This window comes from Mesorhizobium sp. M2A.F.Ca.ET.039.01.1.1, from assembly GCF_003998035.1.
In the GTDB taxonomy this organism is placed as follows: domain Bacteria; phylum Pseudomonadota; class Alphaproteobacteria; order Rhizobiales; family Rhizobiaceae; genus Mesorhizobium.
The window spans coordinates 1-12,395 of record NZ_RZRY01000121.1 but is presented as its reverse complement, the minus strand read 5'-3'; the positions used below and the strand labels follow the sequence as shown (position 1 = coordinate 12,395).

The following is a 12,395-nucleotide window of genomic DNA, read 5'->3' as shown; positions in this document are numbered from 1 at the left end:
GCCCGGCGGCCAGTGCGCCGAACTCTATCCGGAAAAGCCGATCTACGACATTCCCGGCTGGCCGTTGATCACCGCCCAGGGCCTGGTCGACAAGCTGATGGAGCAGATCCATCCGTTCAAGCCGGAGTTCACTTTCAACCGCATGGTCTCGAGCCTGGAAAAGCTCGACGACGGCAGCTTCCGCGTCGCCACCGACGAGGGCGAGCTGTTCGAGGCCAAGGTGGTGGTGATCGCCGCCGGCGGTGGCTCGTTCCAGCCCAAGCGCCCGCCCATTCCGGGCATCGAGGCCTATGAAGGCAAGAGCGTCTTTTATTCGGTCCGGCGCATGGAGGAATTCCGCGGCCACGATCTCGTCATCGTCGGCGGCGGCGATTCGGCGCTCGACTGGACGCTCAACCTGCAACCGATCGCCAAGAGCGTGACGCTGGTGCATCGCCGCCCGGAATTCCGGGCGGCACCCGACAGCGTCAACAAGATGTATGCCTTGCAGGAGATGAAGCAGCTCAAGTTCCTGGTCGGTCAGGTCAGCGGGCTGGCCGGGGCCGACGGCCAGTTGTCATCGGCGACCATCAAGGGCGGTCCGGACGGCGACGTTGAGGTGCCATGCACCCGCATGCTGCCCTTCTTCGGCCTCACCATGAAGCTCGGACCGATCGCCGAATGGGGCCTCAACCTCAACGAGAACCTGATCCCGGTGGACACCGAGAAGTTCCAGACCTCGATCCCGGGCATCTTTGCCGTGGGCGACATCAACTGGTATCCCGGCAAGCTCAAGCTGATCCTGTCAGGCTTCCACGAGGTGGCGCTGATGGCACAGGCCGCCAAGCGCATCGTCAGCCCGGGCGAGCGCATCGTCTTCCAATATACGACCTCATCGACCAGCTTGCAGAAGAAGCTCGGCGTCCACGACTGAGTATGTTGAATTCAGGTGATGCCGGCCTGACCTGAATCTCAACACACCTCGGAGAGATTACTCCGCAAGCACCGGCGCGGCGTGCTCGTCGCGGCCGCGCAGTTCCTTTTCCGGCATGAGCGCCAGCACGATCAGCGCAAGGACAAGCGTGATCCCGGTGGTGAGGAAAATCATCACGAACGGCAGCGCCGATGACAATTCGATACGCGTCGCGGCGCCTTCGGACGACAGCGGCAAGCCATAGCCCAGCGCCACCGCGCCAAGGATCGCCACGCCGAGCGCGCCGCCCAGCGTGCGCAGGAAGGTCAGCACGCCGGTCGCCACGCCCAGGTGAGCGCGGTCGACGGCGTTCTGGACCGAGACGGTGGCGACCGGGAAGGTCGTTCCGCTGCCCAGGCCGGTGAGCGTGGTCAGGATCAGGACTTCGGGCAGCGAGGCGCGTCCCGCAATGGCACTGAGCACGCCAACGCAGACGATGGCAAGGCTGACGCCGATTATGGCGATGCGCTTGTAATGGACGAAACGCGGGATCAAACGGCCGCTGAGGGTGGCGCCGGCGACCGTGCCGAGCAGCAGGCCCAGCATGGCCATGCCGGATTCGCTGACCGAAAGCCCGACGATCGACTGCAGGTAGACCGGCAGGTAAACCGAAGCGCCGATGTTCGCGGCCTGCAACAGGAACATCGACAGCGTGCCGGCGAGCACGATCGGGTTGCCCAGCACGTCGAGGGAGATCAAGGGCTCGGCCGTCTTGAGCAGCCTCAGCGCGAAGAAAGCCCAGAACACGGCCGAGCAGGCCACCAGCCCCAGGATTTCGCCTGATAACCAGGGATAGGCGCTGCCGCCCCAGTTCAGCGCCAGGAGCAGCAGCGACGTAGCGATGACCAGCAGCGCGGCGCCCAGCCCGTCGATGCGATGGTTCTTGGCCGCGATCGGCAGCTTCTTCAGCGGGTTGTTGATGAGGGCCATGGCAAGGAAGCCGATCGGCAGGTTGATCCAGAAGATCAGCGACCAGTGCAAATGCTCGGCAAAGACGCCGCCGAGCAGCGGGCCGGCGACGCTGGCGACCGCCCATGTGCCGGAGATCCAGGCCGAGTAGCGGGCCCGCTCGCGCGGCGGCACGAGATCGCCTATGACCGTCTGGGCCAGCGCGAAGAGACCGCCGCCGCCGGCGCCCTGGATCGCCCGGCCGATGACCAGCACCAGCATGTTGGGCGCGAGCGCGCTGACCAGCGACCCGAGCAGAAAGATCATGATGGCGGCGTAGATGACGGAACGGCGACCATAGACATCCGAGATCCTGCCGTAGAGCGGCGCCATCGCGGTCGCGGTCAAAAGATAACCGGTGACAATCCACGGCAGATACTCGGCATGGCCAAGCGCGAGCGCGATCGTCGGCAGCGCGGGGGCGACGATTGTCTGGTCAAGGGCTGCCAGCAGCATCGACAACAGCACGCCACCGATGATGGCGTTCTTCTCGCTCTCGCTCATCGGCGCGGCTTTCTGCGCCATCGTCTCGACGGTCTGGTCCATGCATCATTTCTTTCAAAGGCAGGTGCTTGGCGCGCCAAGGTGGCTTTGGCTGGTCGCGCCTGTCATTTCCCATCGTGGATAGGGGGTGTTTCGAACCCGCTATATGTCGTTCGATATAGGCCGTTTTCGACCGTCCTTCGAAAGTTTTCCCCGTCGGGCACCATGCTTGGGCGAAATTGGCCTCGGATGCGGCTTGCTTCGGGTCAAGGCGGCGGCAGCTGGCCGGCTTCAATGCGCTGCATCCGATAGCGCATCAGCCGAAGGATGCGGCTTTCGAAATTGGCGCCCTCGACCCGGTCGAAGCGCACCTGGTCCTGATCGTGCCTGGCGAGCTCGGCTGCCTGGATCGACGCGGCCTCCGCTTTTGCCTGTTCGCACGTCTTTTGCGTGGGGCTGGCCTTCAGCGCGTCCTCGAGCGAGCGCGCATGGTTCTTGGCGATCTCGACATGGCGTTCCTCATGCCGTTTGATGTCGGCCGAGAGCGTGTCCCAGAACAGCCTAACGTCGGGATCGGATTTGCGCGGGCGCCGCCACTCGGGGAGGATCACCTTGACCTTCACGGTGACGGCCGCATCGGCGATGCGGCAGGACTGCGCGCTCTGGGCGTAGCTGATACGGGTCGTAAAGGCCATCTGCGTGGCGCCTGGATGTCGCGATCCGGTGCTCTTCACTTCGGGGCCGTTTCTCGACAGCTGGTTCTGGATATCGTCGAGCGTGCGGCCGCCGACGCTGAAATAGCTGTAGGTCTTCACCAGATTCGCGGGGACCGCCGGCGTGGCGGCGAGCGCGAGCATCAGGGCGCAGAGCAGGGGACGCTTCATCATATTGCCTCTTCACGCACCTTGCTTTAGGGCCGTCGCCAGCGCAACGGAATTGATTTCCAGCGGATCACGCATGGTTGATGGACAATGACGACAAGGCGATGGCAGTTGGCGCATGGGCGCTATCTCGACCTCGGTCCGAAGGCGGTCGTCGTCGGCATCCTCAACGTGACGCCTGACAGTTTTTCGGACGGCAGTTTGTTCATCGCGCCGGGAAAGGCGCTGGAGCAGGCGCGCCGGATGGTGAAAGAGGGCGCCGCCGTGATCGATGTCGGCGGGGAATCGACGCGGCCGGGTTTCGCTCCGATCACGGCTGAAGAAGAGCAGGGTCGCGTGCTGCCGGTCATCGCGGCGCTCGCCGCTTCCGGCGAGGCGCTGATCTCGGTCGACACCTATCGCGAGGACACCGCGCGGCGCGCAGTCGCCGCCGGCGCCCATATCGTCAACGATGTCTGGGGGCTGCAGCGGGAGCCCGGCATCGCGCGCGTCGCCGCCGAAACCGGCGCCGGGCTCATCATCATGCACACCGGCCGCGAGCGGCAGAAACTGCCTGATGTGATCGACGACCAGTTCCTGTTCCTGCGCAAATCGCTCGAGATCGCGCGTGCGGCCAACGTCGCCGACAGTCAGATCGTGCTCGATGCAGGCTTCGGCTTCGCCAAGGAAACGGCGGCGGAGAACCTCGACCTGATGGCGCGGTTTTCGGAGCTTCAGGCGCTCGGCTACCCGCTGATGGCGGGAACCTCGCGCAAGCGCTTCATCGGCACCGCGACCGGGCGCGAGCCTGGCGATCGGGCCGCCGGCACGGCGGCGACGAGCGTCATCCTGCGCTTGAAGGGGGCCGACCTGTTTCGCGTCCACGATGTCGCAATCAACGTGGACGCGCTGGCGCTGACCGATGCTATGCTTGCCCGCGAAACCGAGCCTCCCCCCGGACCCTGATCATGTACGTCATCCGTATGAAGAATTGCGCCTTCTTCGCCCGCCACGGCGTGCTTGACGAGGAGGAGACGCTTGGCCAACGTTTCTATGTCGATGCCGAGCTGACCGTCGAACCCAGCCGTCCGCTGACGGAGGATTCCATCGAGGATACCGTCAATTACGGCGTCGCCTTCGCGGTCATCGAGAAGATCGTGACCGGACATCGCCGCTTCCTGATCGAGGCGCTGGCGCTGGAGGTCGCAAAGGCGCTGACAGCGCGCTTCTCGCAGATCAGGAAGGCCGCGATCACCGTGCGCAAGCCGAACGCCCCGGTGCCCGGCGTGCTCGATTATGTGGAGGTGACCGTTGTCTGGCCAGAATAGCGTCGTCTATCTCAGCCTCGGCGGCAATCTCGGCGATCCGGCGAGGTCCATGGGCGCGGCATTGCGCATACTGGATGGCGACGACGCGACGCGCGTCACCGCGGTCTCGTCGCTCTACCGCACGCCGCCCTGGGGCAAGCTCGACCAACCCGATTTCCTCAACGCCGCCGCGGCGATCGAGACGGCGCTCTCGCCGCGCGCGCTGCTCGACCTTTGCCTCGACGTCGAGAGGCGATTGAAGCGCGTGCGCGAGGAGCGCTGGGGGCCGCGCCTGATCGACATCGACATCCTAGTGTTCGGCGACCGGGTTATTCACGAGACCGGGCTCGAAGTGCCGCATCCGCGCATGCTGGAGCGCGCCTTCGTGCTGGCGCCGCTGGCCGAGATCGCGCCGGGGCTTTCGATCGGCGGCAGGAGCGTCTCGGAACGGCTCGGCGCCGTCGACACATCAGGGATCGAGCGGCTTCCGTCCGGCCGGGAGTGGTGGTTGGCTTAACGTCGCCTAGTTCTCGACAACGAAAGTGCCGCCGGCGTCTTGGTAGACGAACAATTCGACAGCGTCGTACTTTTGGCGGTCAGTCGATATCGCCAGGAAATCATACTCGCCCAAATGCAAGATGACCTCTTGTTTGGTCGATGTAACGCGCTCGATTCTTGCCGCTGTATCGCTCATGCGCAGAGACACCTCCGTATGGATAGCGAGCCCAGTGCCGTCGGTGAAAAGAACGCTGATCCCAAACCCCGGTTCGTTCTTTTCGACAGAGCGGATTGACTTGCCAATCATTCGCGCTTCGAAGCTTCTCACAATACGATTCCCAATCTGTGGTTAACCGGCATCAACCGGAAAAACCGCCGCCGTCGAGAAATGTCTGTTCCTCGGGCGTCGTCTCTCGACCGAGCAACCTGTTTCGATGCGGAAAGCGACCGAAGCGCTCGATGATTTCCAGATGCTCCTCGGCATATTTAAGATCGTTCGCGGCTCGCACGGCGGTGAGTTCCACTGAACGCTTCTGATCGCCAAGCGATTCCGAATGCTCGAATGGAAGGTAGAGGAAGACGCGCAGAGCCTCGTCGAGTTCCAGATCCTGTCCGGCGGCGATCGCCCGGTCGGCAAAATGCCTTGCCAGCGGGTCGGTCACGTACATGTGGCCGGTGCCGCGGAAGCAGTTGCGCGGGAACTGATCGAGCAGGATCATCAGCGCCAGCGATCCTTCAGCATGGGCGTTCCAGTCGTCGCATTCGCGCCGCGCGGCTGCGTAATGCAACTCAAGGAAGCGGCTGCGGAAATCGGTGTCGAAGGCGTCGTTCTTCTCGAACCAGGCGTCCTCGCCGGCGTCACGCCAGAATTTGGTGACTGAAAGCGCCCGCGCGTCGAGCTCTGCCATGCCTTGCCCCTCAGTTGTTGGTCTCTGCCTCGTTCAGCACAACGGCTGTTTCTTGGTTCAGCGCGCGGCCGGCCCGGCGCGGTTGCGTGAGCGGCGTCGGGATCGGCGTGCCGATGTTGCCCTTGAGGAAACGCTGGCCGGCGCGGATGCCCTCGGCAAGCTGCGTTTCGAAGCGAGCGGTATCGCGACGGCGCACGTCCTCGATGACCTCGGCAACCTCCTCCGGATCGACGCCCAATGCCTCCAGCGCCGAGCCGCCGAAGACGAGTGCCGATTCGAAGGTTTCGCGCAATTGGTAGTCGACGCCGGCTCGAATGAGCTGCAGCGCCGTGCCGCGGTCGTAGGCGCGCGCCAGGATGGTGACCAGCGGGAATTCGGCCTTGATCAGCTGCGCGATGCGCACGGCGGCGTCCGGCTTGTCGACGCAGATCAGCACCGCGTGGGCCCGCCCGGCGCCGGCCGCATGCAGGATATCGAGCCTCGTGCCGTCGCCATAATAGACCTTGAAGCCGAAATTGGCCGCCGCCTGGATCATCTCCACCTCGTTGTCGATGATCGAGACGTCCAGCCCCCGCAATAGCAGCGGCTGGCTTGCGATCTGGCCGAAGCGGCCGAAACCGATGATCAGCACGCTGCCGGTGAGGCCCTCGGCGATGTCGACGCCGTCGAGCGACTGCTCGTCGCGCGGGGTGAGGTAGCGCAGCGCCAGGATCGCGAGCGGCGTCAGCACCATCGAGATGATGACGATGGCGGTGAGCGTTGCGTTGGCCTGGCCGTCGATGATGCCGACCGCGGCCGCGGACGAATAAAGCACGAAGGCGAATTCGCCGCCCTGCGCCATGAAGACGGCGCGTTCGAGCGCCTCGCGATGGCCGCTCTTCAGGATGCGCGCGACGATGTAGATGCCGAGCGCCTTCATGACCATGTAGGCGACGACATAGATCGCGACGAGCCGCCAGTTATGGGCGACGACGCCAAGGTCGAGCGACATGCCGACGGCGAGGAAGAACAGGCCGAGCAGGATCCCGCGGAACGGCTCGATATCGGCTTCGAGCTGGTGTCGGAAAGTCGATTCCGACAGGAGCACGCCGGCGAGGAAGGCGCCCATCGCCATCGAAAGGCCGGAGAGCTGCATGGCGAGAGCCGATCCCAGCACCACCAGGAGGGCCGCGGCGGTCATGACCTCGCGGGCACGCGCGTCGGCCAGGATTCGAAAGAGCGGATTAAGCAGATAACGGCCGGCCACGACCAGCCCGACGATCGCGGCGATGCCCATGCCGACTTCGGTCAGCCGCTCCGAAATACTGGTTTCGGCGCCGCCGGGCGCGAGGAAGGCCACCAGCGCCAGCAGCGGCACGATCATCAGGTCTTCAAGCAAGAGGATGGAGACGATGCGCTGGCCTTTCGGCGTGGCGATCTCGCCGCGCTCTTCCAGCAGCTGCATGACGATCGCCGTCGAGGTCAGCACGAAGCCGGCGCCGGCAACGAAGGACTGCGCGATCGGAAAGCCTCCGGCCAGTCCGACGAGGGTGAGCAGGACCGCGCAGACGCCGACCTGGAGGGCGCCCAATCCAAAGATCTCGCGACGCAGGCCCCAGAGCCGCGACGGCTGCATTTCCAGCCCGATGATGAACAGGAACATGACGACGCCGAGCTCGGCGACGTGGAGGATCGATCCCGATTCGGAAAAGACGCGCAGGCCGAACGGGCCGATGACCACGCCCGCGGCAAGGTAGCCGAGGATCGAGCCCAGCCCCATGCGCTTGAAGATCGGCACGGCGATGACGCCGGCCGCGAGCAACGCCACCACCTGCACCAGATCGCTGCTCGACGCTTCAGCTGCCATGGCTGTCATCCTGTTGCTGAAAAGCGCGTTCGCCTGGAAAACATTCAGGTGGACGCGCTTCAGGTCTTTGCTTGATGCATGTCGTTATTCCAGAACCGCTGCGCACTTCTGGGCGACATGCATTAGAAGCACTCCTTGCATGCACCGGGAGGGAGAGGCAAGGGCGGGAGGCCTGCCAGGAAGGGTAGGCGCCGTCGGAGGGACCTTCGCTTGCCTGTCGGACGTTCGGCATCTATAATGGCGAAATGTCTGACTATTCGTCCCGCCCGCTTCCGGATATCCCGATGGATGCGCTCAGCGAAGTCCTGCAGGACTTTCGCTTGAGTGGCGTGAACTATGGCCGCTGCGAGCTGCGACATCCATGGAGCATCGCCTTTCCGCAACAGAGGCTCCTTCGCTTTCACTTTGTCGGCCAGGGCCCATGCTGGATCCATACCGAAGAGGAAGGCTGGCAGGAGTTGCGCAATGGCGATCTGGTGCTGCTGCCGCAAGGCATCGCTCATCGGCTGGCCAGTGCGCCGGACGTCGTCGGCGACTCGCTCGAGGGGTGCCAGGTGACCAAGTTGGGCGGCAATGTCTGCGAAGTGGTCAGGCAGGGAACGGGCGCGACAAGCACCCTTTTCTGCGGCTCGATGGCACTGGGTTCCTGCGCGCTCAACCCGTTGATCACGTTGATGCCGCCTGTCATCAAAGGCTGCGACGTGGCCGGAAATGACCCGGTCATGCGTCCTTTGCTGGCGGCTATGACGGCCGAGGCCGCGCAACCGCAGATGGGCAGCGCCACCATCCTGTCGCGGATGGCGGATTTGCTGACGGCCCGGCTCATCCGCTGCTGGGTCAATTGCACCGGAGCCTCGACCACCGGCTGGCTCGCCGCCATCCGCGACCCCCATATCGGCCGCGCTCTCGCAGCCATGCACCGAGATCCCGGCCATAACTGGACGCTGGAAAGCCTAGCCGCCCTGGCCGGCCAATCGCGCTCGATTTTTGCCGAGCGCTTCAGCGCTGTCTTGGGCGAGGGCGCTGCACGCTATCTCGCTCGTCTGCGCATGCAGCTTGCCCGCGAGTTGCTGGGGCAAAACGGCATGTCGGTTGCCGAAGTCGCTACCCGTCTGGGCTATGATTCCGAGGCATCCTTCGCGCGCGCGTTCAAGCGCATCACCAATGTCTCGCCGGGCGTTGTGCGCCGCACAATTTCCGGACGAATGGACATGAACTTCGGATTTTAAGATACATATAATCCGGGCGGACTAGCCTATCTAAGATCTCCAAACTTTGGAGACTCCTTCCGTGACTGACACAACATTACAGCTTGAAGACACCGCGATTGGCCTTGATGAGGATGCGCCAGCCGCATGGAGCGCAGGCACCTGGTTTGCGGTCCTTTCATTGGCGGCCACCAGCTTTGCGCTGGTGTCAGCCGAATTCCTGCCCGCAGGTCTGTTGACGCCGATGGCACGCGATCTCGGCATCAGCGAGGGAACGGCCGGACAGGTCGTCACCGCCACCGCTTCCGTCGGCGCCGTGACGGCCATGTTAAGCAATGTTCTCATCGGCAGATTGAACCGCAAGACCGTGCTGGTCGGCCTCATGGCCCTGGCGGTCGCCTCCAACCTTCTTGCGGCCTTGGCGCCTAATTTCTGGCTGTTGTTGTTAGGCCGCGCCGGGTTGGGTATCGCTCTCAGCGCTTTCTGGGCACTTTCGGTTGCCGTCGTGGCGAGGTTGGTTGGCGCCAATGCGACGGGGCGTGGCATGGCCATCGTCACCCTCGGCGTCTCGCTTGCCACCATTGCCGCACCGTCGATGGGCGCGCTGATCAGCGACTGGTTGGGATGGCGCAGCGCCACGGCCATGGCGGCGGGGCTGGCCGTGTTGGCCATGCTGGCGCAGTTGCTCAGCCTGCCGACCCTGCCTGCAACCGCCAGCAATAGTCTCGCGGATGTATTTCGGCTGACACGGCGGCGTGGCGTTCAACTCGGCATGCTTGCCATTCTTTTGCTGATGACCGGACATTTCGCCGCTCTGTCTATGTGCGCCCCTTCCTCGAACACGTGACCCTGCTTGCAACCGGGCCAATTGCCCTGGCCCTGCTTGGATTTGGCATCGCAGCCGTGATTGGCAATGTTGCCGGCGGCCGCATGGCCGACGCCAACATCCACGTGGCTCTCGTGGTCACTGCAGCGTTGATGGCATTCGCGGCGCTGGCATTGGTGCTTTGGGGCGTGCACATCGGCGCTGCCTTTGGGTTTGTCACGCTTTGGGGCCTGGCCTTCGGCATGGGGCCGGTGGTGCTGCCAACCAATCTGTCGCGTGCGGCACCCGATGCGCTGGAAGCAGCGGGCAGCCTGATGGTCGCCTCTTTCCAGGTGGCCATCACCACCGGCGCGGTTGTCGGCGGCTATGTCGTGGACACCTATGGCGCAACGGGGCCGTTGACCCTTACCGCCATTCTTGCCGTCGCAACGGTGGTGCTGGCGCTGCTGCAGCCTCGCAGGTGAACTTGTTCCAGTGACCCAGAGCGTCTCACCGTTTCAGGGAAACGGCGAGACGCTCTATCTCTTTGTTTTTACGCAATTCGGGACGGAAGGTTACGGCGAAGTCGCCGAACCTAAACGCTTCACACTTTCTTGGAACTGCTCTGAAGCGCGTCGCGCTGAACGGCCTGATGCGACACGCCTCAGCTTGTTGTTTTACATGCATTGGGCGGCCTGAATCTGGAACGCCGCGATATTGCATCGTGGTTACACAAGTTTACGCAGCCCGGTTGTTGCGCGCCGCCACAATCAGCGGTTATGGCACGTTCGGCTTCGGCCATCGGAGGCAGTCGCGATGGGCGGCTGCCTTTTTTGAGGAGATGATTGACATGAAAAAGTTTTTGCTCGTCGCCGTAGGTGTTGCGGCGTTGGCTGCATCGGCTTGCTCCAAGGGGCCGGAATGCACGCAGGAAATAGCCGCCAAGAAGGCGCAGGACATGGCTGCCGCCCTCCAGGAAGCCATCACCAAGGATCCGAGCAAGGCGGCCGATCTGACCGCCAAGGTGCAGGCTGTGACCGCCAAGTATCAGGGCGCGACGACGCTTGACGAAGCCTGCAAGGCCTATGACGAGCTGACGGCCACCATCAAGGGTTGATCTCAGCTATCGATGAACACGAAAGCGGTGGCCAAGCGGCCGCCGCCTTTTTGCGGAGGTCGGCGCGTCGGGTCAGTTCTTGGCGATGGCGCCGACTTCGACCGAGTCGACCCGCTTCAGGCTCATGCCGATCACAGGCACCAGCTGTTTGTCGACACGCACAGCCACCGTCACGGTCATCGAATTGTCGTCGGGCACGCGGGCCTGCATGACGCCGTTCAACTGGTTGCGGTTGATGGTGAAGACGACCTTCTGGGCGTCGACGACGTTGCCGCCGACAATATCCATGCCGTTGCCGGTCGAGCCGCCCATGAAGGCGCCCCGGTAGCCGTCGCGACCCTTGCGCTCGACGGTCGCGGACATCTTCTGCGTGAAGACGCCGACCCGGCAGTTGCCGTCCAACGTCATACCGACCTTGCCGTCAGGCGTCGAGCCGTTGAAATCGCAGGTGAATTTGGTGCCCTTGTACTTGCCGGCGATGATCTCGCCAGGGCCTACCCATCGGCCCTCGACGGACCGGAAGAACTGCTTGTCCGGCTCGGCGCCAAAGGCTTTTTCGACCAATCCGAGCGGCGCGGCAATAGCAACGGTCGCAGGCAGCACGCAGGACAGGATTACGCTTCTCATGGACGACACCCGGCACGACAGAGTCTATTCTTGGGACCTGATCGACCATGGCGAAGATTGGTTAATGCTTCGTCACTGGAGGTGGCTTTCGCGTTTACCCTGTTACTCCGCCTGACCGTCTTTTTTGGCCGCGAACGAGGTCAGCGCCGAGAGGAAATCGCCAAGGCCCGGGCGCTTCACGGCAATGAACGGCAAGGGGCGGGCGGTTTCCATCGCCGCGATGCCGATGCGCGCCGTCATCATTCCGTTGACGACCCCTTCGCCGAGCTTCGCAGAGAGTTTTGCGGCAAGCCCATGGCCGACGATCTGCTGCACGAAACTGTCGCCCACTGCGATCGAGCCGGTCACCGCCAGATGCGCGAGCACGCCACGCGCCAGCCGGAAGAAGCCGAGCGTGCCCGGGCGCCCGCCATAGAGTTCGGAAAGGCGCCGGATCAGGCGGCCCGCCTCGAACACGACATAGGCGATGTCGACCAGCGCGCGGGGGCTGACCGCCGTGATCAGGGAGACGCGCTTGGCGGCCTCAAGGATCATGATCTTGGCGCGGGCATCGAGCGGCGACAGGATCTCGGTCTCGGCAAGCCGCACCAGATTGGCGCCGTCGATGATCTCGCCGCGCAACTCGGCGAGCGAACGGCGTCCGGCGGCGGTCTCGGGTTTTGCGGCGACGAAGGCCGAGAGCTCATCAACGAGGGCGCGCGCGGCCTTGGGATCGTCGCGCGCCACGGCATCCAGGGCCCGCTTCTGCATCTTCTCGACTTCGGCAAGGCGAGCAATGGCCAGGAATTCGCGGATAAGGATGACGAGCAGCGAGAGTAGCGCGATCGTCGCCATGC

The 12,395-nt window shown here is 63.9% G+C and carries 14 protein-coding genes and 1 pseudogene; 8 read left to right on the top strand and 7 right to left on the bottom strand.

The genetic code is table 11. The annotated features are described in order from the left end of the window. Positions 1 to 913, top strand: a 913-nt coding sequence (locus EOA24_RS12345) for an NAD(P)/FAD-dependent oxidoreductase (protein ID WP_133374501.1), incomplete at its 5' end; no start/stop codon positions are given. 57 nt (positions 914 to 970) lie between these two features. Here the strand turns inward: EOA24_RS12345 and EOA24_RS12340 are convergent. Next, complete coding sequence (locus tag EOA24_RS12340; RefSeq protein ID WP_126082544.1) at positions 971 to 2,446, bottom strand: MDR family MFS transporter; 1,476 nt, start codon at positions 2,444 to 2,446, stop codon at positions 971 to 973. Positions 2,447 to 2,649: 203 nt separating this feature from the next. After that, on the bottom strand, positions 2,650 to 3,270 hold the full coding sequence (locus tag EOA24_RS12335; RefSeq protein ID WP_126082545.1) for a DUF922 domain-containing protein: 621 nt from the start codon (positions 3,268 to 3,270) through the stop codon (positions 2,650 to 2,652). Between the two features lie 84 nt (positions 3,271 to 3,354). Here EOA24_RS12335 and folP point away from each other — a divergent pair, with 84 nt between their 5' ends. The 3 genes from folP to folK are packed head-to-tail and all read left to right on the top strand — an operon-like array spanning position 3,355 to position 5,067. After that, a complete protein-coding gene (folP, locus tag EOA24_RS12330; protein WP_126082546.1) occupies positions 3,355 to 4,209 on the top strand; it encodes a dihydropteroate synthase in 855 nt (284 codons plus the stop codon). A 2-nt stretch (positions 4,210 to 4,211) separates the two neighbouring features. Further along, complete coding sequence (gene folB / locus EOA24_RS12325; RefSeq protein WP_042647736.1) at positions 4,212 to 4,571, top strand: dihydroneopterin aldolase; 360 nt, start codon at positions 4,212 to 4,214, stop codon at positions 4,569 to 4,571. Next, entirely contained in the window at positions 4,555 to 5,067 is a 513-nt protein-coding gene (gene folK / locus EOA24_RS12320; protein ID WP_126082547.1) for a 2-amino-4-hydroxy-6-hydroxymethyldihydropteridine diphosphokinase, read from the top strand. The genes folB and folK overlap by 17 nt, the downstream gene beginning before the upstream one ends. Before the next feature lie 6 nt (positions 5,068 to 5,073). Here the strand turns inward: folK and EOA24_RS12315 are convergent, their stop codons facing one another. From EOA24_RS12315 to EOA24_RS12305, 3 genes are read right to left on the bottom strand one after another with little or no spacing between them, the layout of a single operon-like run. After that, positions 5,074 to 5,355, bottom strand: a complete 282-nt coding sequence (locus EOA24_RS12315; RefSeq protein ID WP_126082548.1) for a hypothetical protein — start codon at positions 5,353 to 5,355, stop codon at positions 5,074 to 5,076. A gap of 52 nt (positions 5,356 to 5,407) precedes the next feature. After that, positions 5,408 to 5,956 (bottom strand): DUF924 family protein, encoded by a 549-nt coding sequence (locus EOA24_RS12310; RefSeq protein WP_126082549.1) that lies wholly within the window; start codon positions 5,954 to 5,956, stop codon positions 5,408 to 5,410. Positions 5,957 to 5,966: 10 nt separating this feature from the next. Continuing rightward, a complete protein-coding gene (locus EOA24_RS12305) occupies positions 5,967 to 7,802 on the bottom strand; it encodes a monovalent cation:proton antiporter-2 (CPA2) family protein (RefSeq protein ID WP_126082550.1) in 1,836 nt (611 codons plus the stop codon). 245 nt (positions 7,803 to 8,047) lie between these two features. On the opposite strand from EOA24_RS12305, the gene EOA24_RS12300 reads away from it, so the two are divergent. From EOA24_RS12300 to EOA24_RS12285, 4 genes and pseudogenes are all read left to right on the top strand, one after another. Continuing rightward, complete coding sequence (locus EOA24_RS12300) at positions 8,048 to 9,031, top strand: AraC family transcriptional regulator (protein ID WP_126082551.1); 984 nt, start codon at positions 8,048 to 8,050, stop codon at positions 9,029 to 9,031. Between the two features lie 61 nt (positions 9,032 to 9,092). Next, positions 9,093 to 10,300, top strand: a pseudogene (locus tag EOA24_RS12295) (MFS transporter). 10 nt (positions 10,301 to 10,310) lie between these two features. Next, positions 10,311 to 10,514 (top strand): hypothetical protein, encoded by a 204-nt coding sequence (locus EOA24_RS12290; protein ID WP_126082553.1) that lies wholly within the window; start codon positions 10,311 to 10,313, stop codon positions 10,512 to 10,514. A gap of 25 nt (positions 10,515 to 10,539) precedes the next feature. Then, on the top strand, positions 10,540 to 10,932 hold the full coding sequence (locus EOA24_RS12285; protein ID WP_245467039.1) for a hypothetical protein: 393 nt from the start codon (positions 10,540 to 10,542) through the stop codon (positions 10,930 to 10,932). Between the two features lie 72 nt (positions 10,933 to 11,004). Here EOA24_RS12285 and EOA24_RS12280 read toward each other — a convergent pair whose 3' ends face one another. Together EOA24_RS12280 and EOA24_RS12275 are read right to left on the bottom strand one after the other, a co-directional pair. Continuing rightward, on the bottom strand, positions 11,005 to 11,559 hold the full coding sequence (locus tag EOA24_RS12280) for a hypothetical protein (RefSeq protein ID WP_095818606.1): 555 nt from the start codon (positions 11,557 to 11,559) through the stop codon (positions 11,005 to 11,007). A gap of 102 nt (positions 11,560 to 11,661) precedes the next feature. Then, positions 11,662 to 12,395, bottom strand: a 734-nt coding sequence (locus EOA24_RS12275) for a TIGR01620 family protein (protein WP_127409816.1), incomplete at its 5' end; no start/stop codon positions are given.

Bases quoted from the DNA above. Each gene is read 5' to 3' on its own strand.
- EOA24_RS12340 (WP_126082544.1), bottom strand. From the start codon at position 2,446: ATGGACCAGACCGTCGAGACGATGGCGCAGAAAGCCGCGCCGATGAGC.
- EOA24_RS12335 (WP_126082545.1), bottom strand. From the start codon at position 3,270: ATGATGAAGCGTCCCCTGCTCTGCGCCCTGATGCTCGCGCTCGCCGCC.
- folP (WP_126082546.1), top strand. From the start codon at position 3,355: ATGACGACAAGGCGATGGCAGTTGGCGCATGGGCGCTATCTCGACCTC.
- folB (WP_042647736.1), top strand. From the start codon at position 4,212: ATGTACGTCATCCGTATGAAGAATTGCGCCTTCTTCGCCCGCCACGGC.
- EOA24_RS12315 (WP_126082548.1), bottom strand. From the start codon at position 5,355: ATGATTGGCAAGTCAATCCGCTCTGTCGAAAAGAACGAACCGGGGTTT.
- EOA24_RS12310 (WP_126082549.1), bottom strand. From the start codon at position 5,956: ATGGCAGAGCTCGACGCGCGGGCGCTTTCAGTCACCAAATTCTGGCGT.
- EOA24_RS12305 (WP_126082550.1), bottom strand. From the start codon at position 7,802: ATGGCAGCTGAAGCGTCGAGCAGCGATCTGGTGCAGGTGGTGGCGTTG.
- EOA24_RS12300 (WP_126082551.1), top strand. From the start codon at position 8,048: ATGTCTGACTATTCGTCCCGCCCGCTTCCGGATATCCCGATGGATGCG.
- EOA24_RS12280 (WP_095818606.1), bottom strand. From the start codon at position 11,559: ATGAGAAGCGTAATCCTGTCCTGCGTGCTGCCTGCGACCGTTGCTATT.